Origin of the sequence: Streptomyces sp. NPDC046203, assembly GCF_040646255.1 — a bacterium.
Taxonomy (GTDB): Bacteria; Actinomycetota; Actinomycetes; order Streptomycetales; family Streptomycetaceae; genus Streptomyces.
This window is the reverse complement of the sequence record NZ_JBEYZX010000013.1, coordinates 16866-38130: the sequence shown is the minus strand read 5'-3', so window position 1 is coordinate 38130 and position 21265 is coordinate 16866. Positions and strand designations below refer to the sequence as shown.

13 protein-coding genes, 1 tRNA gene and 1 pseudogene are annotated in these 21265 nt (G+C 68.9%); 8 read left to right on the top strand and 7 right to left on the bottom strand.

The window, feature by feature from the left end:
• Positions 1-25 precede the first annotated feature (25 nt).
• From thrC to ABZ990_RS13290, 5 genes are all read right to left on the bottom strand, one after another.
• Positions 26-1096 (bottom strand): threonine synthase, encoded by a 1071-nt coding sequence (gene thrC, locus ABZ990_RS13310; protein ID WP_361229949.1) that lies wholly within the window; start codon positions 1094-1096, stop codon positions 26-28.
• A 6-nt stretch (positions 1097-1102) separates the two neighbouring features.
• Positions 1103-2392 carry a homoserine dehydrogenase gene (locus ABZ990_RS13305; RefSeq protein WP_361230180.1) on the bottom strand — a complete coding sequence of 430 codons (1290 nt, stop codon included), beginning with the start codon at positions 2390-2392 and terminating at the stop codon, positions 1103-1105.
• A 163-nt stretch (positions 2393-2555) separates the two neighbouring features.
• Complete coding sequence (gene lysA / locus ABZ990_RS13300) at positions 2556-3947, bottom strand: diaminopimelate decarboxylase (RefSeq protein WP_361229946.1); 1392 nt, start codon at positions 3945-3947, stop codon at positions 2556-2558.
• Positions 3948-3957: 10 nt separating this feature from the next.
• Entirely contained in the window at positions 3958-5088 is a 1131-nt protein-coding gene (gene nrtL / locus ABZ990_RS13295) for an ArgS-related anticodon-binding protein NrtL (protein ID WP_361229943.1), read from the bottom strand.
• Between the two features lie 109 nt (positions 5089-5197).
• Complete coding sequence (locus tag ABZ990_RS13290; protein WP_361229940.1) at positions 5198-5758, bottom strand: response regulator; 561 nt, start codon at positions 5756-5758, stop codon at positions 5198-5200.
• Positions 5759-5868: 110 nt separating this feature from the next.
• On the opposite strand from ABZ990_RS13290, the gene ABZ990_RS13285 reads away from it, so the two are divergent.
• The 3 genes and pseudogenes from ABZ990_RS13285 to ABZ990_RS13275 all read left to right on the top strand — a co-directional run.
• Positions 5869-5940 (top strand) — tRNA-Arg (locus tag ABZ990_RS13285).
• Between the two features lie 174 nt (positions 5941-6114).
• Complete coding sequence (locus ABZ990_RS13280) at positions 6115-6378, top strand: CopG family transcriptional regulator (protein ID WP_361229937.1); 264 nt, start codon at positions 6115-6117, stop codon at positions 6376-6378.
• Positions 6375-6671, top strand: a pseudogene (locus ABZ990_RS13275) (DNA-binding protein); the annotation flags it as partial. The gene ABZ990_RS13280 and the pseudogene ABZ990_RS13275, both read left to right, overlap by 4 nt.
• A 90-nt stretch (positions 6672-6761) precedes the next feature.
• On the opposite strand, the gene ABZ990_RS13270 reads toward ABZ990_RS13275, so the two are convergent.
• Positions 6762-7793 (bottom strand): CBS domain-containing protein, encoded by a 1032-nt coding sequence (locus ABZ990_RS13270; RefSeq protein WP_361229935.1) that lies wholly within the window; start codon positions 7791-7793, stop codon positions 6762-6764.
• A complete protein-coding gene (locus ABZ990_RS13265; RefSeq protein ID WP_361229932.1) occupies positions 7777-9591 on the bottom strand; it encodes a DUF262 domain-containing protein in 1815 nt (604 codons plus the stop codon). Before ABZ990_RS13265 ends, ABZ990_RS13270 begins: the two co-directional genes overlap by 17 nt.
• A gap of 185 nt (positions 9592-9776) precedes the next feature.
• Here ABZ990_RS13265 and ABZ990_RS13260 point away from each other — a divergent pair, with 185 nt between their 5' ends.
• The 5 genes from ABZ990_RS13260 to ABZ990_RS13240 all read left to right on the top strand — a co-directional run bounded on the left by ABZ990_RS13260 (position 9777) and on the right by ABZ990_RS13240 (position 21093).
• Positions 9777-10199, top strand: a complete 423-nt coding sequence (locus ABZ990_RS13260; protein ID WP_361229929.1) for a hypothetical protein — start codon at positions 9777-9779, stop codon at positions 10197-10199.
• Positions 10199-10675, top strand: coding sequence for a hypothetical protein (locus ABZ990_RS13255; protein ID WP_361229927.1), 477 nt, complete (start codon positions 10199-10201; stop codon positions 10673-10675). Before ABZ990_RS13260 ends, ABZ990_RS13255 begins: the two co-directional genes overlap by 1 nt.
• A 186-nt stretch (positions 10676-10861) precedes the next feature.
• Positions 10862-12205 (top strand): protein kinase, encoded by a 1344-nt coding sequence (locus ABZ990_RS13250; protein ID WP_361229924.1) that lies wholly within the window; start codon positions 10862-10864, stop codon positions 12203-12205.
• Positions 12206-12395: 190 nt separating this feature from the next.
• The gene (locus ABZ990_RS13245) at positions 12396-15506 is read left to right on the top strand and encodes a DEAD/DEAH box helicase (RefSeq protein ID WP_361229921.1); all 3111 of its coding nucleotides are present in this window, start codon (positions 12396-12398) and stop codon (positions 15504-15506) included.
• Between the two features lie 67 nt (positions 15507-15573).
• Positions 15574-21093: a DNA methyltransferase gene (locus tag ABZ990_RS13240; protein ID WP_361229918.1), complete on the top strand. Its 5520-nt coding sequence runs from the start codon at positions 15574-15576 to the stop codon at positions 21091-21093.
• The last annotated feature ends 172 nt before the right edge of the window (positions 21094-21265 follow it).

Sequence of the window (21265 nt, the reverse complement as noted above, 5' to 3'; positions counted from 1 at the left end):
ACCGGACCAGATCAGGCGGAGCGGATCAGGCGAGGCCGAGGCGATCGGCGGCGATCGCGGCGTCGACCGGGACGGTGACCGGCTGCGGGGCGCCGGCGACGGCCCAGTCGGGGTCCTTCAGACCGTTGCCCGTGACCGTGCAGACGATCTTCTGACCCGGGTCGACCAGACCCTGCGCGGCGGCCTTCAGCAGACCGGCGACCGAGGCGGCCGAGGCCGGCTCGACGAACACGCCTTCCTGAGAGGCCAGCAGACGGTAGGCCTGAAGGATCTCACGGTCCGTCACTTCGTCGATGAGACCGCCCGATTCGTCGCGCGCGGCGATCGCGTAGTCCCACGAGGCCGGGTTGCCGATACGGATCGCGGTGGCGATCGTCGACGGGTCCTTGACGACCTCGCCGCGCACCAGCGGCGCCGAACCGGCGGCCTGGAAGCCCCACATGCGCGGGGTGTGGGTGGCCAGACCGTCGGCCGCGTACTCGCGGTATCCGCGCCAATAGGCGGTGATGTTGCCCGCGTTGCCGACCGGCAGGACGTGGATGTCGGGGGCGTCGCCGAGCATGTCCACGATCTCGAAGGCGGCCGTCTTCTGGCCCTCGATACGGACCGGGTTCACCGAATTGACCAGCGCCACCGGGTAGTTCTCGGACAGCGAGCGGGCGAGCGTGAGGCAGTCGTCGAAGTTGCCGTCGACCTGGAGGATCTTCGCGCCGTGCACGAGGGCCTGGCCCATCTTGCCGAGCGCGATCTTGCCCTGCGGCACCAGCACCGCGGAGACCATGCCGGCGCGCACCGCGTACGCGGCGGCGGAGGCCGAGGTGTTGCCGGTGGAGGCGCAGATGACGGCCTGCGCGCCCTCCTCCTTGGCCTTGGAGATGGCCATGGTCATGCCGCGGTCCTTGAAGGAACCGGTGGGGTTGGCCCCCTCGACCTTGAGGTGCACCTCGCAGCCCGTGCGCTCGGAGAGGACCTGGGCGGGAACGAGCGGCGTACCGCCCTCACGAAGTGTGACGACCGGCGTCGTGTCCGTGACCGGAAGACGGTCCCGGTACTCCTCGATGATGCCGCGCCACTGGTGGGTGCCCTTGGTGGTCATGGGTCCTTACTCCCCTTCAACACGCATGATGCTGGCGACACCGCGCACGGTGTCGAGCTTGCGCAGCGCCTCGACGGTCCCGGAGAGGGCGGCGTCGGGCGCGCGGTGGGTGACGACGACGAGGGAGGCCTCGCCGTCCTTGCCCGTCTGACGGACGGTGTCGATCGACACGCCGTGCTCGGCGAAGACCGTCGCCACCTGGGCGAGCACGCCCGGCTTGTCGGCCACGTCGAGACTGATGTGGTACCGCGTGACCACGTCGCCCATGGAGCTCACGGGCAGCTGGGTGTACGCGGACTCGCCGGGGCCGGTGGCCTCGTCGAGCTTGTTGCGGCACACGGCGACGAGGTCGCCGAGCACGGCCGAGGCGGTCGGCGCGCCGCCCGCCCCGGGGCCGTAGAACATGAGCTGCCCGGCGGCCTCCGCCTCGACGAAGACGGCGTTGTACGCCCCGCGGACGGAGGCGAGCGGGTGGCTGAGCGGGATCATCGCGGGGTGCACGCGCGCGGTGACGGACTCGCCGTCGGCGGCCCGCTCGCAGATGGCGAGCAGCTTGATGGTGCAGCCCATGCGCGCGGCGGAGACGAAGTCGGCGGCGGTGACCTCGGTCATGCCCTCGCGGTAGACGTCGTCGAGGCGTACGCGCGTGTGGAAGGCGATTCCGGCCAGGATGGCGGCCTTGGCGGCGGCGTCGAAGCCCTCGACGTCGGCGGTCGGGTCGGCCTCGGCGTACCCGAGCGCGGTGGCCTCGTCCAGCGCCTCGTTGTAGCCGGCGCCGGAGGTGTCCATCTTGTCGAGGATGAAGTTCGTCGTGCCGTTGACGATGCCCATCACACGGTTGATCTTGTCGCCGGCGAGGGACTCGCGCAGCGGGCGGATCAGCGGGATGGCGCCGGCGACGGCGGCCTCGTAGTAGAGGTCCTGGCCGTGCCGCTCGGCGGCGGCGTGCAGGGCCTCGCCGTCCTGGGCGAGCAGCGCCTTGTTGGCGGAGACGACGGAGACGCCGTGCTCGAAGGCGGTGGTGATGAGGGTGCGGGCCGGCTCGATGCCGCCGATGACCTCGATCGCGACGTCGATGTCGCCGCGTTTGACGAGGGCGGTCGCGTCGGTGGTGATCAGCTCGACGGGGATCCCGCCGCGCACCTTGTCGGGGCGGCGCACGGCGACCCCGGCCAGCTCGACCGGGGCGCCGATGCGCGCCGCGAGGTCGTCGGCGTGCGTCGTCATGATGCGCGCCACCTCTGAGCCGACCACACCACAGCCCAGCAGCGCCACCTTCAGCGGACGCGTACGCATCATCGACCTCGTTTCTCGTAACCTTCTGATCCGTATCGCCACGGTCTGATCCGTAGCGATACGGGCGTGTTCCCCACGGTCGGAACCAGTCTCACTCACCAAATAGGCGATTCCACGCCAAGTCCGGATCGTGAGACATCGATTCCGTCACATGACTATTTCATCATCCGACGTCGAGTCGCAGAAGATCTTCCTCTGTCTCGCGTCGCACGATGACCCTCGACGCCCCGCCCTGGACGGCCACGACCGGCGGCCGCAGGGCGTGGTTGTAGTTGCTGGCCATGGAGCGGCAGTACGCGCCGGTGGCGGGCACCGCGAGCAGGTCGCCGGGCGCCACGTCGGCGGGCAGGAAGGCGTCGCGGACGATGATGTCGCCGCTCTCGCAGTGCTTGCCGACCACCCGGGACAGCATCGGCTCGGCGTCGCTGCGGCGGGAGACGAGCGCGACGCTGTACTCGGCGTCGTACAGCGCGGTGCGGATGTTGTCGGACATGCCGCCGTCGACGGAGACGTACGTCCGCAGCCCCTCCAGTGGCTTGATCGTGCCCACCTCGTAGAGCGTGAAGGCGGTCGGGCCGACGATCGCGCGGCCCGGCTCGACGGAGATGCGCGGCGTACGCAGCCCGGCCGCCTCGCACTCGCGGGCCACGATGCCGGTGAGCGCCTTGGCGATGTCGTGCGGCTCGCGCGGGTCGTCGTCGGAGGTGTACGCGATGCCGAGGCCGCCGCCGAGGTCGATCTCCGGCAGTTCCACACCGTGCTCGTCGCGGATCTCGGCGAGCAGCTGCACGACCCGGCGGGCGGACACCTCGAAACCGGCCATGTCGAAGATCTGCGAGCCGATGTGCGAGTGGATGCCGACCAGCTCCAGGCCGTCGAGCCCGAGCGCCCGGCGCACCGCCTCGGCGGCCTGCCCGCCGGCCAGCGCGATCCCGAACTTCTGGTCCTCGTGCGCGGTCGCGATGAACTCGTGGGTGTGCGCCTCGACGCCGACGGTGACCCGGATCTGGACGCGCTGGCGCTTGCCGAGGGACTGCGCGATGTGCGCGACGCGCACGATCTCCTGGAAGGAGTCGAGGACGATCCGGCCGACCCCGGCCTCGACGGCCCGGGTGATCTCGGCGGTCGTCTTGTTGTTGCCGTGGAAGGCGATCCGCTCGGCGGGCATCCCGCCCGACAGCGCGGTCGACAGCTCGCCGCCGGAGCAGACGTCGAGGTTGAGCCCCTCCTCGGTGAGCCAGCGGACGATCGCGCGGGAGAGGAACGCCTTGCCCGCGTAGAACACGTCCGCATCCTCGCCGAACGCGTCGGCCCAGGCCCGGCAGCGGGCGCGGAAGTCGTCGACGTCGAGGATGTAGGCGGGGGTGCCGAACTCCTCGGCGAGCCGGGTCACCGGGATCCCGGCGACCGTCACGACGCCGTCGGCGTCGCGGCCGACCGTACGGGACCAGACCTTGGGGTCGAGACGGTTGAGGTCGGTGGGCGGAGCGGCGAAGTGGCCCTCGGGGAGGACGTCGGCGTAGCGGGGCCCGGCGGGGTGGGCGGATCGGCTCATGACGGCTCTTTCAGATCTGGTCGGGTGCGCTGATGCCGAGCAGGGAGAGGCCGCCGGCCAGCACCGTCCCGGCGGCTTCGGCGAGCGCGAGCCGGGAGCGGTGGGCGGCCGAGGGTTTCTCGTCGCCGAGGGGCAGGACGGTGTGCTGGTACGCGAGGAGCGCGTCGGCGACGGCTTCCAGGTGCCGGGCGAGACGGTCGGGGGCGCGGTGGCGGGCGGCGAGGAGGAGGACGGCGGGGTGGTCGCCGAGGAGGGTGGGGAGGGGGGAGGTGCAGGCGGCCGTGGGGGCGTGCGCGGGGGTGGGGGCCGGAGCGGGGGGCTGCTCGGGGGCGGGGGCGTGCGCGGGAGTGGGGGCGGCCTCGGGGGCGCTCGCGTGTGCGCGGGCGTGCGTGTGCGCGGGCGCGCCCGCGTATGCGTCCGCGTCCGCGGTCTCGTACGAGGGGGCGAACCCGAGCTGCGCGGCGTTACGGACGAGGGCGCGGGCGCGGGAGTGCGCGTACCGCACCCGGAAGAGGGCGTTGCGCTCGTGCTGGACGAGCAGGGGCGCTCCGGGCAGCGCGCGGTCGTGCGCGGCGGGCCGCAGCAGCGCCCAGCGGGCGGCGTCGACGCCGAGGAGGTGGGGCTCGTAGGGCGCGGGGAGGGCGGAAATCCGCTCGGCGTCGTCACTCGCCCCGGCGTCGATGTCGGCGTCGGCGTCGGCGCCCTGGGCCCGCAGGAGGGCCGCGGAGGTCTCGGCGAGGAGGGCGGCGCGGGGCTCGGGGGAGGCGAGGAACCGGACGCGGGTGCCGGCGAGGGCGGTGGAGTGCCCGTACGCGAGACCGGTCCGCGCGATCTCCCGCAGGACACCGTTCCCGTCCCCCGCGTCGAGGGTGAAGTTCAGGAATCCGGGCCCGGTGATGTCGACGGCGCGGATGCCGGGCGCCTCGCGCAGCCGGTCCTTGAGGATCGCGGCGACGTCGCGGGCGTCCCTCCCGGCGGGCCGGGCGAGGCCGAGCGCGACGCTGCTGGCGTAGTCGCCCACTCCCCCGGGCCGGGGGCGCTCGACCTTGACGCGCGGGGGCACCTCGACGCGGAGCACACCCTCGTCGACCGCGCGGCGCACGGCGTGCAGCACGGTGAGGGAGAGGTCCGCGGGGGTCACGTGACCAGCCTAGGGGAGGAGGGGGGTGGGAACGCGAACCGGTTTCGCCATGTGGGCGGTGTGGGGTGCGCGAGGTCGGGGCGGACCGCCGGGCGCCCACCGCGTACCGCTATCGCACTCCCCCGCTGGTCTGCCCGGCGCCTGCGGCGGGCTCCTCGCCGGCGGCGTCGGCGCCGCCGGCCTCACCACCGGTCCCGCCACCGGCCTGCCCCTGCCCGCGCCCCCGCCGGTGCGTCCGGGGCTCACGGTGCATGAGCTGCCGTACCACCCGCACCAGATCAGTCGGCTCGAACGGCTTGGCCAGAAACGCGTCACCGGCCGCCCCGGCAGCGTCTCCGCCGCCGTCCCCGTACTCGGTGCAGGCGCTGATGAACGCCACCGGCAGATGACGCGTCCGCGGGTCCTCCCGCAGCCGCGCGGCGGTCTTCAGCCCGTCCAGCCGCGGCATGACGACATCGAGGGTGACCACATCGGGACGGACCTCGTGCACGAGATCCAGACACTCGGCACCATCGGCGGCGGTCACCACCTCGAACCCCTCGAGTTCGAGATTGACCCTGATCAGCTGGCGAATCACACGGTTGTCGTCCACAACCAGCACTCGCCCCGACACCCCTGACACACGTCGAGAGTAGGTCGCGGGGAGGGGCTGCGTCCGGGTTTTGCCCACTTCCGACCCGTGCGGGCGAACACCCCCCTCGTGACGCCCTGGAAATACCTGTTCACGGGCACCCTACGAGAGCTGGTAGTGTTCATCCCGTCGCCGCAACAAGCGACAACGCCCCCGTAGCTCAGGGGATAGAGCAACGGCCTCCGGAGCCGTGTGCGCAGGTTCGAATCCTGCCGGGGGCACTTCGCAAGAAGTGCCAAAAATGCCCCTGACCCGCAGAAATGCGAGTCAGGGGCATTTTTCATTTCCAGAAGCGCCCGGCGCACTGTGACGCGCCTTCAGGCACGCCTCCGGAAGCACCGGCAGCGGTCACGCCAGGGGTCGACATGATCCGCAGGAGCGGGAGGATCAGCGGCATGAGCAAGCCCACCGGCACGTACTCGATCACCCTGCCGCGCGGTATCGCCGAAGCCGCCGAGGCCCGGGGCGGCCCCTCAGGCCTGTCCGCCTATGCGGCCGCGGCCGTCGCCCGTCAGATCGAACTCGACAACCTCAACGACCTCATCACCGTCGCCGAAGCCGAGCACGGGCCGGTCACGGACGAAGAGATCCAGTCCCTGCGCGACCGGCTCATGCGGGTACGGCGCGAGCAGAGCCCGCCTGGGGCGAGCACTGCGTGACCCGCTCCCCCGCGATTCCCGGCGGCACCCTCGCCCTCGACAGCGAAGGTCTGGCCAAAGCCGTCCCGCGCGACCGCGCGGTCACCAGCCGACTCGCCCTGGCCCGCGCCGACGACCTGCGTGTGATCATTTCAGCGGCCACCCTGGTCGAGGTGGTCCACCCCCGTGTGAACCGCCCGGCCCTGGAGTGGACGCTCTCCCGCCTCGTCGTGGAGCCGGTCACGATCCTCACGTCCGACCCCGAGGACCTCACCGCGCTGTGCGGCGGACGCGCCACCGTCGTCGTCAAAGTCTGCCCTCTCCGCCCCACCAAGGCCGGATCAGAGCCTCCATGCTCCGACCCTCCAGGCCGGCGCCAGTCAGCGAGGACCGTGCCATGTGGTTCAGCCCGTACTGCTCGCACCGTAATCAGGGTCATACAGACGCAGCATGGAGACGAAGCTGTCGAGCAGGTCGAGCTGTTCGGGCCTGAGCGACGGCGCGTTGAAGTGCATCACCATATTGCGGACGTCCTTCACGCGGTTGAGCAGTCCGATGAAGTGATCCTTGTCGACGAGGAGCCACCCGAGTTTGTCCCAGCGTTCCTCGTCATTCAGGAGACGGATGTACTCGCCGAACATCATCTCGTCGACCGAGGTCTTCCTCCTGTGCACCTTCTGGACGTCAGCTTCGTCGTAGACGCGCCCCAGGCAGCGCCGCAGTCGACGCTCGATCTCGCCCAGAGTGAAGAAGGGACGTGCCATGGCACCGAACTCGCCGGCGAGATCGGCGGAGGTGACGATGCCGCTCACCTGCCCGTCCGCGGCTCGGACGAGAACGAACTCGTGCGCACGGATCGCCGGCAACACCGGCAACAGATGCGCCGAGGCGTTAACGGTCTCGTACTCCGTGCTGATCGCACTGGCCAGACACGTCGTACGTCCGGTCGCATGCATGTGAACGATCGATGCCCAGGTGACCACCCCGTGCAGCGTTCCCGATGTGTCGATCACGGGAAGCTGTGAGTACCCGTGTTCCGCCATCCTGCCCATAGCAGCGGACAGAGGCTCATCGGGTGTGATCGATGCGACCCTGTGGGCGCAGGGCAGGTCGTGCACCCGCATGGCCGCCTGCGGGAACGCTCCAACGGTCTCCTCGGAGTCATCGGTCGGGTCCTGCTCGGTGGCATCGTCCCCGTCGCCGGCGCCGGCGACCGTGTCTCGCTCGTCAGCGATCGGGACGATCGCGACCTCGTTGTCCAATGAGCCGACCGCGAAGTCCGGCACTGTGGTCAGGCCGGCGTTCGTCAGGTCGAGCCGGATCTGAGGGACGGACGCGTGGTCACGGATCCGGTAACCCCACAGCGACAACAGGCCCCGGGCCGGCAGGGACGCGCCTTCCAGTCCCTTGACGGTGGCGTCATCCGGCGTCGGCATCACTCGCCCCCTCACGCACCGCGGTCTTGCCCATCTCCTGCTCCACGAGTTTCAGGAGCCTGGCCGTCCGAGCCCGGTAGAAGGCGTCGAAGTCGTCCGCGCGCAACGCCTTGGCGTCGATGAGGTGCGTTCCGATGATGTCGTCGAACCAGTCTCCTGGGCTGCCGGTATGCCGCTCGAAGACGGTCAGGTACGCCGACGGTGCGCTGGCCCCCATCGCTTGCAGCGCCCGGTAGGACAACGGCGTCTTGTTGACGATGCTACTCATCCGGGAGCCGTCCACGCCGTTCTGCTCGAACCATGCCTTCGGAAAGACCTGCCGGATGTCCACGTACTGTCCGATCAGGGACTGCTCGTCGATCGGCTCCCCGTGGAAGAACCAGTCGATCGCCCCCTCCTTGAGAAGGAGGGCGTGGATGCCCTTGTAAGCGGCGCTGTTGCGTGAGGCAAGCCGGTGCAGGCGCTGCTCCTGGAACGTCGCTTCGGTGACGGTGCCGGGCTCCACGCCACCGTCCCTGATCCAGCCGACCACCTGCTCGACATCGCGCACGAACCGGGTGTCCGTGACCCCTCCGTAGAGCTCGCCGAGGACACCGCACCAATACCAGCGGGCCAGCTTCTCCTGAGCGTCCGACTCCTGCAGTGCCTCCCCTAGCAGGACGGCGATGGCTGTCAGGGGCACCACCTGCGACCCGTACGGCAGGTCACGCTCGCGGAAGACGTGCTGTGTGGCCAGGAAGCGGCCCACCCAGGACAGTGCCTCGGCCGTCTTCGGAGCGATCTCCGTGTAGTCGGTCAGCGGTAGGTGGAGCAGGTCGCGGCGCTTGCAACTCACTGCCGGGGCGTTCGACGCACCGGGGTGCTCCGCCAGGAATTCCTGCTTACGCAGGTACGTGCGCACCAGCGCAATGGCTTGGAGGAAGTCCAGGCTCGTGAGCCCGGTCTCCTGGCCGGTGTCCTTGTCCAAGGTGCCGAACACCTGGTGGTCGGAGCACAGTTTGCCCTTGATGGCCTGCCAGTCCTTGATGAGGCTGAAGTCCTGGCCGCCGTGGTCCGCCGAGTACTGCGTGTCGCCCGCATAGGTCGCCGTGAGCAGCTCGAAGACATTGAGGACGACGCCACCGGTGTTCACCCGCTCGAACACCGAGCACACCGCTTCCTTGCGGGTTTCCTTGGGGAGGCGGATCAACGGCACCTTGAAGCCCTTGACCGTGTCGATGACCCGAGCCTGGAAGGCCGACCATAGGTCCCAGCGGTCATCGCCGCCGCTCACATAGGCCCTCTGCCACTTCCCGGTCAGGTCCGATTCAAAGATGAGGTTCAGGGGGAACAGGCCGCTCGCGCATTCCTTCTCGCGCGTCGAGAGGTCTCGGATCGCGTGGCCGTATACGCCGCGCACCACCCGGTCCTCGGGGACCGACAGGATCGCCTCGTCGCGATCCGCAGCCTCGTCCACGGCCTTGACGATGTCGATGTAGTACCAGCGCCTGAGCGGCCTGTTGCGTGCGCCCGTCGTCTCCACCGGCCGGTCGGACCGGAGCGCCTGGAACAAGGAGGTCAGCCGCTGCTGGCCGTCGAGCAACAGCTGCTCCGGCACCACGTGCGGCTGCACATCGGTGCCGTGCAGCGACCGAGCCTTGAACTGGGCGTCGCCTCCCGTCTCCAACGTCATCGCGACACCCAGCGGGTAGTCGAGCGTCACGGTCGCCAGCAGGGCGCGGATTCGGTCGTCGTCCCACTTCCACTGCCGCTGGAAGTCGGGGAGCTGGATCCTGCCAGCCGCCACGTCGTCCAGCATCTTGCCCAGGCTGGGCCCGTCCAGCGCCACGTCAAACCCCCAGTAACACAGGCACTCCGCTACGTCACAGCTCGACATGCTACTGGCCGTCGGCGATGGCCCGACCGAATTCGATCAACCTTGACCGCGAGCTTCAAATCCCCTAGACTTTGACGATTGGAAGTTTTCACTCATGGAGGTCGGTCGTGCCAAAGCGTTCCATCGAGATCGACGACGAGGTGTTCGCCTTCCTGCAGAGCCGGAGCGTGCCCCTGGTGGACACCCCTAACGACGTACTACGACGCCTGCTCCTCAAAGACGCCGACCTCCCCACGAAACCCGCGGAGGACCGGCGCCCCGGTGATCTGATGCCGTTCATCGGGGCGGGCCTGCTCAAAGCCGGGGACAAGCTGATCCACGTACAGCCGCGCCGCGGGCTGACGCACGAGGCCACGGTGACGGCGGACGGGTGGCTCGAGATCGAGGACGGCCGCCTGTTCTCCAAGCCTTCGCCCGCTCTCAAGGCGCAGACCGGAGTCGACATCAACGGCTACGGCAAGTACGTCCTCAAGGAGAGCCCCGAGGTCCGGCTCCAGGACCTCCGCGAGCAGCTGCGAGGCGGTGCCTGATGGCGACGAACCTGATCATCCTCAGCGATCGGGAGCCGCTGGCCTGGGTGCTGGAGAACCAGCGGATGGCCTTCCCTGCCGGGCGCAGCACCGGGCTTCCCGAGAAAGGGGACGAGATCCTCCTCTACACGACCAGGGGCTGTTTCCGGAATCCCGGACGCGACCGCGGACGGATCATGGGTCTGGCGACCGTCACGTCCGAGGTCGCGGCACTCCCGGAACCCGTCTCGTTCGACGGCCGGAACTTCACCTCGGGGTGCACCCTCCAGGTGCACGGGCTGGCCCCGCGCAACGAGGGAGTGATCCTCGCGGACCTCGTCCCGCAGCTTCAGGTCTTCCCAGATCCGAAGACCTGGAGTGTTCGGATGCGGCGTGCGTCGCTGAAACTGCCCGAACCGGACGCTGATCTGCTGCGCCGGGAGCTTCAGCCGATACTCCGGACCCGTACAGCAGTTCTCGGCCAGTACGCGCTCTAAAATCCGGCCGCTGCACCGCCTGGCCTGCTTCGTTTCCGGCGGGGACACGGAGTGCCGGTCGTAAACTGGCCGACGAGCTGTGTGCGCCGTCGGCCGGACACAGCCCTACCACGCGTCTGACTGTTCCAGGGCGCGCACCGCCGGCGACACCACAATCAGGGTTCGACACGGGTGGGGGCGCGGTCCATGTACGAGCTGAACGAGGAGAAGGATCCGGGGGTGCTGGGTCCGTTCGAGCTGCTTGCCGTGCTCGGGCAGGGCGGGATGGGCCGTACCTACCTGGGGCGCAGGCTCCCTCTGGAGAACCTCGGTCCCGAACTGGAGACCGGCTACCACCTGGCCGGGTTCACGGAGTCGGCTGATCCGGCCCTGGCTGCGGTCAAGGTGATCAAGCCGTCGAGACTGCGGGACAGTTCGGAGCACTCCGAGAAGGAGACGCGGGCCCGATTCGCGCAGGAAATCGAGACGATGCGTACGGTGGCCAGTGCCCGGGTCCCGGCGCTGCTCGGCGCCGACGCCGATGCCGAGCAGCCCTGGCTGGCGATGGACTACGTCCACGGCCCGACCCTGCACAAGCTCGTCCACACCTGCGGGCCGTTGGCCGTGGGTCCGTACGGCGCGCTCGGCCTCGCCCTGGTGGACGCGCTGCGCGCCATCCACGGCGCCAAGCTGCTGCACCGGGATCTCAAACCCGGCAACATCGCACTCGGCCCCGACGGTCCTGTCGTCCTGGACTTCGGTCTCGCCGTCCTCACCGAGCGGGACAGTGCCGCGGCCATCACCAAGACGGGCGTCGGCTTCGGCACCCCGTCCTACATGTCGCTGGAGCAGGCGAGGGACATCAAGCACGTGACGGAGTCGGCGGACATCTACTCGCTGGGGGCGGTGCTCTTCTTCGCGGCTGCCAAGCGGCCGCCGTATCCTCTCGCGCCCATGCAGACTCCACCGAAGTGGGACGGCGTGTACGGGCCGTGCCTGCCGCTGCTGGGCCGAATCCTGGTGCAGGTGGCGGAGCAGCGGCCGTCCCTCGACGAAATCGAGAGCGATCTCCGCCAGTTGCTCACCGATCACGGGCTGACGGAAGAAACCGCCGCGGACCAGCTGCGAGTTCTGGTGGCGGACTCCGGGGTGGTGCCGGAGATCCCCGCCAAGGCTCTCTCCGACCTGCCGGACCCCGAGGTCCAGCAGGCGGCCCAGCAGGCCGTCGACCAGGGTGCCGCCCCGGACAGCCCATGGGTTCCCGATCTGTTCGACGAGTTCCTTTGGGCCGAGGCCGAAGACGTGATGCCCCTGGACGGGCCGGCCGAGCCCGCACCGGCCCCCGGCGAGTATGTGCCGACCGTGGTGGACCCCGGCGCCCGGCAAGCCCCGGAAGCCGATGCACCGCTCCCTCCGCGGCCCACCGTGACCAGCTACCGCCTGGCACCGCCACGGCCCCTTTCGACGCCCGACCCGGCCGTGGCTCCGGCCGTGGCCCTGCAGGCAGCCGAACGGCTGCGGGATGCCTATGCCCACAGCGGGCGCCTCTGACCGGGGCCGGAACCCTGGTCCGACCGCGACTCACGAAGGCAGGGCATAGGTCGGCCCGGATTGCGGGGCCTTTGCCCGTTTAGGCTTCTGGGGAGCCGTGCCGCCCCGTCTCGGGTGGAACCGGTAGAAGCAGATCGCATGCCCGAGTACGGCGTGCGTCCCACCGTACTGTCGAAAGGAACCGCCCGCCATGCCCGACGCAGCGTCCGACCTCCCTTCGGGCCCGCCCCCGGCGGGCACGGTGATCGAGGTTCGTGACGAGGAGTGGCTGGTCCGCAGCAGCAGCCAGGTCCGCGCCGACGAGATCCTCATCGAGGCCATCGGCGCCTCCGAGCTGGTCCGCGGGCACCGGGCGCGCTTCCTCACCTCGCTCGACGGCATGCCTCGCGTCCTCCGCCCCGAGAACACCCGGCTCGTCCACGACACGTCCGAGAGCTTTCGCCTCAGCCGGCTCTTTCTGGAGGCCGTACTCCGCAAGACCCCGCTCCCTCAGATCGAACGCCGTCTCGCCCTCACCGAGGGCTTTCTGCTCGATCGCATGGACTACCAGCTGCGGCCGGCGCAGAAGGCCCTCGAGAATCCGCTCAGGCCGCGCCTGCTGATCGGTGACGTCGTCGGCCTCGGCAAGACGCTGGAGATCGGGATCCTCCTCGGTGAGCTGATCCGCCGGGGACGTGGCGAACGCATCCTCGTGGTCACCCCCGCACCGGTCCTCGAGCAGTTCCAGCACGAGATGTGGACCCGTTTTTCGCTACCCCTCGTACGGCTGGACAGCGTGGGGATCTCCCGAATCGAGCGGAAGATCCCGGTCGGCCGGAACCCGTTCACGTACTACAAGCGCGTCATCATCTCGATGGACACCCTGAAGAACGCCAAGCGCTACGGGGCCTGGCTCCAGGGCATCGAGTGGGACGCCGTCGTGATCGACGAGTCCCACAACCTGATCAACCGCGGAAGCGCCCGCCGCATCCTGGCCGAGCTGCTCGCCAAGCAGACCGACGCCCTGATCCTCGCGAGCGCCACCCCGCACAACGGTGTGATGCGGGACTTCACCGGCCTGGTCCGGCTTCTGGATCCGATGGCCGTCAAGGACGAGCAGAACCCGAAGGCGTCCGAGCTGCACCACCTCATGCTGCGCCGTACGAAGGTGAGCAAGGAGGTGGCCAAGGCGCTGACGGGCTCCTGGGCGCCGCGTGGAGCGTCGGAGCCGATCCCCTGCACGGCGGGCGAGCTGGAGGAGCGAATCTTCGCCGAGCTGACCGACGGCTGGCTGCGGAATCCGGACCCGCACGGGGACGATCATCTCTTCCCGTACGTGCTGCTGAAGTCCTTCCTCTCCTCGCACCGCGCACTGTTCACTACGGCACGCAAAAAGCTGGCCGGCCTGGGCTACGCCCTCCCTGAGGGACACAAGAACGTCACCGACCCGCCGCTGACCGATGCGAAAACGCGCTCGGCGGTTCCAGAGGTCGCCTCGCTGCTGCGGCTGACCGAGCTCGCCCGCGAGATCGAGCAGGCGTCGGCTTCGTCTGCCGGAGTCGCGGCCACCGCCAAGCTCGCCGCCCTCGTCACGTACCTCCGGAAGATCGGCGTCGGACCAGGCAGTCCGACTCGCGCGGTCGTGTTCTCGGAGCGCCGCGAGACCCTCAACTGGCTTGGCACGGTCCTTCCCGCGCTGCTGGGCTGGAAGAAGCCCAAGGATGCCGAGGATGCCGTCAAGGTGATGCACAGCGAGGTCTCCGACACGGTCCAGATGGACTACGTGGACGAGTTCGCGCGGGCCGGCAGCGACGTACGGCTGCTGCTGACCGGCGACGGCGCCTCCGAGGGCGTCAACCTGCACCGGCAGTGCCATCACCTCGTCCACTGGGATCTGCCGTGGAGTCTGATCCGCGTCGAGCAGCGCAACGGCCGCATCGACCGCTACGGGCAGACCGAGAACCCCGAGTTCCGCGCACTGATCCTGCGCAGCGAAGTCGAGGGCGCTCTGGACGACCGGACCGTCGCCGAGAAGGTCCTCGCCCGCGAGGCGCGGGTCCACGAGGTGCTGGGCGCGGTGGAGGCCGCCACCAAGGAGGACGACTGGAGCAAGGAGGAGCGCCGGGTGATGGAGGCGCTGCTCCGCGATGCCCCACCCGAGGAAGCGGTCGCCGACCTCCAGGCCGTCGATGTGGACGCGCTTGGCGGAGGCGGCGACCTGGGCGCCGAGTTCTCCGTGGCGCGCCGGACGATGAGCGAGTTCGGGACCGGCCCGGCCCCGGTGGAGCCGGAGGCCGACGGCGCCGGCTCCGACGAGGGCTTCGCCGCCGACTTCGTCACGGACTTCGATTTCGATCTGGACCTGGATCTGGACGACTACGGGTCCGATGCACCTGAGGTGTCCGTCCCGGCACAGGACGGACCCGACTCGACCACGGACGGGCCCGGCATCCCGACCGTGGACGAACTGCGCCTGTTCGACCGCGCCCCGGAGCGGAACCGCCTCTTGTACGTACGTACCGGCCTGGAGGAGCTGGCGAAGCTGGAGTCACTGCACCTCGACACCGCCTTCGTCGGCACCGACCTCAGCTTCGACACCCCCGAAGACCTGGCCGACCGGCTCGATGTGCTGCCGCCCGGCTATCTGCGTGACCAGAACATCACCCGCCGGATGAAGCTGACCTTCAGCCGCGGGGACGCAGCCGATTCCCTCAAGCGGGCTCGCGAGGACTCGAATTCGTCCTCGCTCTGGCCGGACGCCCACTACGTCGGCGAACTCCACCCGATGGTCGAGTGGATCACCGACAAGGTGCTGGTCCACCTCGGCCGGCAGCAGGCCCAGGTCCTCCAGGTCGATCCGCAGTGTGCGCCGACGCCGGTGGTCCTCACCCAGGGTGTGTGGTCCAACGCCGAGGGGCGGCCGACGCTGGTCGCCTGGCTCGCGGTCGACCGGCTCGACGAACCGGAGCCGCGGGTCCGGGAGCTCACTCCGGAGCTTCTCGCCGAACTGGGGATCGGACCGGACATGTCCGACCACTACAGCCCCGGTCCTCTGGAGGATCTTCAGCCGCTGGTTCCCAAGGCGGTGGCCGAGACCCGGCGTACGCTCGTCGGACTGCGGGAGCTCGCGGACCGGGACGTGGACGCCCCGCTCCGCGCGTACGAGAAGCAGGTCGGCACCTGGCGACAGGAGCTGCTCCCGGGCTTCACCCGGTCCACCCGCGACGATGCGGCGGACCGCCTGGCCGAGGCCGCGGCCCGCCTGCGGACCTCGGGCGACCCGATGGTCCGGGTCCTGGCCGTACTGGAGCCCGGCGTATGAATCCCCGGTGCGGACATCCCCGTCCGCTCGACCGCACCCCCATGAACAGCGAGCAGGAGCAGCAGGCGTGACGTTCGATTCCCTGATCAACGAGCGCGAGTACTTCCCGTCCTTCTACCTGGACGACATCCTGCCGAAGCAGCTCGCGAGCGGCCCTCTCAAGGAGTGGGCCGCCTTGGAGCGCCAGGGCCAGGCCACGCCCCGGCAGAGCCTGCGCGATCTGACCCGCCCGTACATGGATGCACGGGCGGAGCTCGGCCCGGACGCGGAGAAGTACAACGGGCTGCCGTACGCACCTGCCGTCGCCGCGCAGGAGGCGGCCGCCGCCGTGCTGAAGGCCGTGGGACCGGACAGGGAGCCGCCCACCTTCCAGCCCACGCCTGCGGAGACCGGAGCCGTCACCACGCCTGAGGGCGACTGGCGGACCACCCTGGCCGGCTGGCACGAACGCCTGCTGAAGGCCCTGTCCTTCTCCCCGCAGCCGGGCCATTTCACCGCCCGTACCCCGACCGGCCCGATTGCCGTGCCGGTGGCTCACTCGGAGCCGGGTGTCCTCGTCCTGACCGGCGGTTTCGCGGAGGACCTCGACGCCACCCGCGGTGACGGGCCCGCGAACCTCCTTCCCGCTCCGGTCCGCGTGTCGTCCTCAAAGACGCTGACGACGGTCCGCGAGCTCGCGTCCTGGGTGCTGAACGCGGAGAACGCCCCGCGTTACGCGCTGCTCCTCTTCGGTGGCGTGCTGATCCTCGCCGACCGGCAGGCCTTCTCTCGCGGCCGCTATCTGGCGGTGAACCTGGACACGGCCCTGCCCCGCAAGGCGGCAAAGGGGGCGAAGGCCAACGAGATCGACCTGATCGCGGCGATCTTCGCGGCCTCGTCGCTGCGGCCCGGCGAAGACGGCTCGGACGACAAGATCGCCAAGCTGGTCGCCGAGTCCCGGGACCACTCGGTGGGCGTGACCGCCGAGCTCCGCGTCGGCCTCCAGAAGTCCGTCCAGCTCATCGCCAACGAGGTGCTCGAACGCGCCCGCGAGGAGTTCGGCGTCCGCCCCGAGGACCTGCCGGACTGGCTGCCCGACACTCTGAAGGAGCCCGACGCTCTGCGGCACCTCCTGACCGAGGAGTCGCTGCGCTACCTGTACCGCATTCTGTTCCTGCTGTACGCGGAGGCCCGTCCGGAGCTCGACATCCTGCCGGTGAAAAGCGAAGCGTACGCGACCGGGTACAGCATTGCCCGGCTGCGCGAGCTCGTCGTACAGGAGAAGCTCGGCAGCGCTTCCCGGGACCGGTTCCACTTCCACGAGTCCCTGGCCCTGCTCTTCGAGAAGGTGTTCACCGGCCACCCGGTGGCCAGGACGGTCACCGACCGAAGCGCGCCGGTCGAGGAGGCGCCCGAGCTGGTCGAGGACGACGGCCACGAAGGCGTACGCATCGAGGCCCTGCGCTCGCGTCTCTTCGACCCCGAGTCGATAAAGCTGGTCGGACAGTGCATTCCGTATCCGCACGAGACTCGCTCCGACGGCTCGCCGGCCCCGGCGAGGCCCCTGGATCTGCGCCTGCGCAACAAGGTGCTGCACCAAGTCCTCCGCCACCTGACGCTGGTCGAGGGCCGGGGGAAGGGCCGCGGCGGATTCATCAGCTACGCCAACCTCAGCATCAACCACCTCGGCGCGGTGTACGAGGGCCTGATGTCGTACACCGGTTTCATCGCCACCGAGCCGATGTACGAGGTCGCCAAGGGCGGCAACCCGGAGGGCGGCTCCTGGCTGATCACGACCGGCCAGGTGCGGAGCGGGCTGTACTCGGACGCGCCGGGCGACAGCGTCTTCGTCAAGGAGGACGGCATCAACCCGGAGACGGGCGTGCCCGACTCGGTGGTGCACCCGGTCGGCTCGTACGTGTACCGGCTGGCCGGCCGCGACCGGCAGACCAGCGCCTCGTACTACACGCCCGAGTCCCTGACCCAGGCGACCGTCGAGCAGACGCTCCGCTTCCGCCTGGACGACGAGGGCCGTGTGGACCCGCGCGAACCGGAGAAGTCCGAGGTAACAGCGGCGGAGGTACTGCGCTGGCGGGTGTGCGAGCCGGCACTCGGCTCCGGCGCCTTCCTGAACGAGGCGGTCAACCAGCTGGCCGAGCTGTACCTGAAGCTGGCCCAGCACGAGCGGGGCGAGCAGATCGACCCGGAGGAGTACCCGCGCGAGCTCCAGAAGGTCAAGGCGTACATCGCCCTCCACAACGCGTACGGCGTCGACCTCAACAAGACGGCCGTGGAGCTGGCGGAGATCTCGCTGTGGCTCAACACCATGTACCCGGGCATGCGAGCGCCCTGGTACGGCCTGCACCTGCACCGCGGCAACTCGTTGATCGGCGCGGCACGGAAGGTGTACCCGGGCCAGTCCCTCGACAAGGGCGGCTGGCTGAAGGCCTCCGACCAGCAGGCGCCGAAGGCGGTCCCGCTCACCGAGAAGTTGGGGGGTGCGGGGGTCCACCGGCCCGTGCACCAGTTCCTGCTGCCGGCGCTCGGGTGGGGGGCGGTCGGCGACTCGGTGTCGGTGCGGAAGGCCACGGGGAAGAGCGTGGTGGCCGGGGCGGTGGCCGAGTGGCTGGACCCCGAGCTCATCGAGGCGATGAAGAAGTGGCGTTCGGGCATCCGCCGGGCGCCGAAGGGCGAGAAGAAGACGTCGGCAGCGGCGTCGGAGAAGACCCCGACGAGCCAGGCCACGGTTCTGGCGCGGGAGGTGCGGTCCGGGCAGGGCGCGCTCGATCTGGGCCTGGAGATCTGGGAGCAGTCGGGCTTCGACTTCTCGGCGGCGGCAGCGGCCGAGGCCGCGACTCCCAAGAAGCGGGTCGCACCGGCACGGCGCGGTGGCGCGGGCGCGGACGAGGGTTCCTTCGGTCAGACAGGGCGCCTGCGGGCCCTGGCCGAGCGGGTGGAGTACCTGTGGGGCCTGGTCAGGCTGCGGCTTGAGCTGTCGGAGCAGGAGATCTCCCGTGACATCCCGGTGTGGGGTGTGGAGGGGCGAGGCGAGCGGTCGACTCCGGTGATGGACCGGGAGGCCGTCCGTGAGGCTCTGCAGATGGAGGGCAGTCCGTACTGGCGGCTCAAGCAGGTCATGGACGCGTGGTGCGCGCTGTGGTTCTGGCCGCTGGAGGAGGTCTCGCTGCTCGACGGCACGGCGCCGGACTACTTCAACGGCGCGCAGGACCTGAAGAGACTCAACAGGGGCAGCCACGACCGGAAGGTAGCTCTGCGGGACCTGGACGACTGGATCGAGTTCGCGGAGTCGGTCCTGGGGCGGGTGGATGTGGAGCCGGGGAAGGACACCGGGTCGCTGTTCGAGATTCCGAAGGTCAACGGGCTCAAGGGTCTGGACGAGTTCGAGGCGGCCCTCGACGAGAAGATGACCGAGATCTCGGGCTGGGTGGACCCCCTGAACCTGGGTGACCTCTTCCCGTGGCACGGGACGGCGGTCCGCATCGCGAAGGACCGGGGATTCTTCCATTGGGAGCTGAACTTCGCGCATGCGTTTGCGGGGGGTGGGTTTGACCTGATGGTGGGGAACCCTCCGTGGGTCAAGCAGGAGTGGAAGGAGAGCGGGGTCCTCGCGGAGTTCGAGCCGTGGTTCGAACTGGCGGAGAAGCCGAGTAACGAGGCTTGGGCGGAACGCAAGGCGGCAGTGCTGGGCGGGGAGGCGGCTCGGTCTGCATTCATGGGAGAGTTGGCTGACTCCGCCGCATTGTCCGGGTACTTGGCATCTTTGGACGCCAATCCCGAACTGGTGGGAACACAGCCCGATCTGTATCGGGCGTTCATGCTGCTGTCATGGCGAGCAATTGGCGCCCAGGGGGCCGCTGGGCTCATCCACCCGGCAACACACCTTACGGGCGCCAAAGAGGGGGCACTCCGGCAGGCGGCTTACCATCACCTGCGGCTGCACGCGGACTTTGCTAACGAGCTCAGGCTCTTTGCACCTCCTGTCCACCACAGCACGCACTTCAGCATCAACGTCTACGGTCGGCAGAGTCCTGTGCGCTTCGAGCACATGAACTGGCTGTTTCACCCAGCGACACTGTCGCAGTCTGTACGACATGACGGCTCGGGGGAAGTCCCAGGAATCTTCCGAATGGACAAGGAGGAATGGGATACACGCCCGCACCTCTCACGCATCTCCATTGTCACCCAGTCGATGCTGTCAGCGTGGCATACCCTAGGAGGCCATAACGACGCACCCACGGAACAGGCAAAGGCTCTTTTCCCTATCACACGCTCCGAAGAATCTGCTATCAAAGCCCTAGCCAAATATTCCCATCGACTGAGTTCAATGCACCCGCGCGTCAGTCCGGGATTCCATGAGAAAAACGATCGAACCGCCGGATATTTCACGTGGCGCTCTGGCTCAGCGGCGTCCTGGAACGATGTAATCCTTCAACCTCGCTTCTTCAGTCTGGCTACCCCATTTACTGCACAACCAACTCAAGACGCCCGGGTAGCCGCTGACATGGAGTCGTGGAATTATCCAGATCTAGCACCAGAAGCATTGCCGCGCACCCACTACCGGCCAACAAATAATCGGAGCAAGTACTCTGAAGGGCTCCATAAGCGAGAGTGGATCGACTACAGTCTCTTGAAATTGCTACATGCCGATAGGCGGGCACTTTCCATCGCTTCAGACCTCGCGACTGAAGTAGATGCATCCCCTGAGGTGGCCATTGAAGGGGTGCTGCGGGATTGGGCCACCCGACCGTGGACATCCTTCTATCGCATGGCATGGCGGCGCAGGACCCCTTCCGACTACGCCCGGTCGCTCACGCCAGCATTGATCCCTCCTGGACCATCCCATGTCGATCAGGTTCATACCCTAATCGCCCAGGACAACTACAAAACCGTGCAAGTGGCGGGCTTCTGGTCGTCCTTGCCCTTGGAATACTTCCTCCGCATCACAGAACGCGGAGACCTACGCGTGGGCGAAGCGGAGGTTATGCCAGCGCCCACCACGAAGCACCCTCTCACCTCGGCACTCACGCTGCGTACAATCCGACTGAACTGCCAGACAGCAACGTATGACCATCTGTGGGCTGAGCTCTACTCACCGGCCTGGGATCAGGACTCATGGGCGACCCATTGGCCCTTGCTTTCTCCCCTTACAGACGGCATTAGCTCAAATTGGAACTCCAATAGCCCGCTACGCTCTGAACTATCTCGCCGTGCGGCATTGGTCGAAATTGATTCCCTCGTGGCTGTATGGCTGGGCATCACAGCTGACCAACTAGTGGCGATGTATCAAGCCCGGTTCCCCGCCATGCAAAAGCAAGAAGAGCATATGTGGTTCGATGCGTCTGGGAGGCGCATCACCAAAGCCCACCAGGTGCACGGCCACGGCCAGCCGAAGGACGCCTGGAAGCAGCTCAGCTCGCATGAGGACTTCCCACTCGAAGCGAACGTGCCCGACGGGTACGAGGGCCCGCTCTACCGGGCGGACCGGGTGAAGGAGATGCGGACCGCGCACGCGGAGTTCACGCGGCGGATGCGGGCCGCCGGCTGGGAGCCCGGGGACACCGAGCCGCCGGACACCGCCCAGGAGTAGGCCGAGCGGCGAAACCTGCGCAGCGGCCGTCCGTCCTCTCCCCTCGCAGGGAGGGGCCGGACGGCCAGGGCGGCGGCACACCGCCCTCGCACGTGGTCCAGAAGGAGGCGCCCTGCCGCAGGGCCCTCGCACCAGCCCCTCCCGGCCCGATGCCGCCCCGCTGTCCGACCCG

What these genes read in the sequence shown, in the direction of transcription:
- thrC (WP_361229949.1), bottom strand. Translation starts at nt 1,096, where the DNA reads ATGACCACCAAGGGCACCCACCAGTGGCGCGGCATCATCGAGGAGTAC.
- ABZ990_RS13305 (WP_361230180.1), bottom strand. Translation starts at nt 2,392, where the DNA reads ATGCGTACGCGTCCGCTGAAGGTGGCGCTGCTGGGCTGTGGTGTGGTC.
- lysA (WP_361229946.1), bottom strand. Translation starts at nt 3,947, where the DNA reads ATGAGCCGATCCGCCCACCCCGCCGGGCCCCGCTACGCCGACGTCCTC.
- ABZ990_RS13280 (WP_361229937.1), top strand. Translation starts at nt 6,115, where the DNA reads ATGAGCAAGCCCACCGGCACGTACTCGATCACCCTGCCGCGCGGTATC.
- ABZ990_RS13270 (WP_361229935.1), bottom strand. Translation starts at nt 7,793, where the DNA reads ATGCCGACGCCGGATGACGCCACCGTCAAGGGACTGGAAGGCGCGTCC.
- ABZ990_RS13265 (WP_361229932.1), bottom strand. Translation starts at nt 9,591, where the DNA reads ATGCTGGACGACGTGGCGGCTGGCAGGATCCAGCTCCCCGACTTCCAG.
- ABZ990_RS13255 (WP_361229927.1), top strand. Translation starts at nt 10,199, where the DNA reads ATGGCGACGAACCTGATCATCCTCAGCGATCGGGAGCCGCTGGCCTGG.
- ABZ990_RS13250 (WP_361229924.1), top strand. Translation starts at nt 10,862, where the DNA reads ATGTACGAGCTGAACGAGGAGAAGGATCCGGGGGTGCTGGGTCCGTTC.
- ABZ990_RS13245 (WP_361229921.1), top strand. Translation starts at nt 12,396, where the DNA reads ATGCCCGACGCAGCGTCCGACCTCCCTTCGGGCCCGCCCCCGGCGGGC.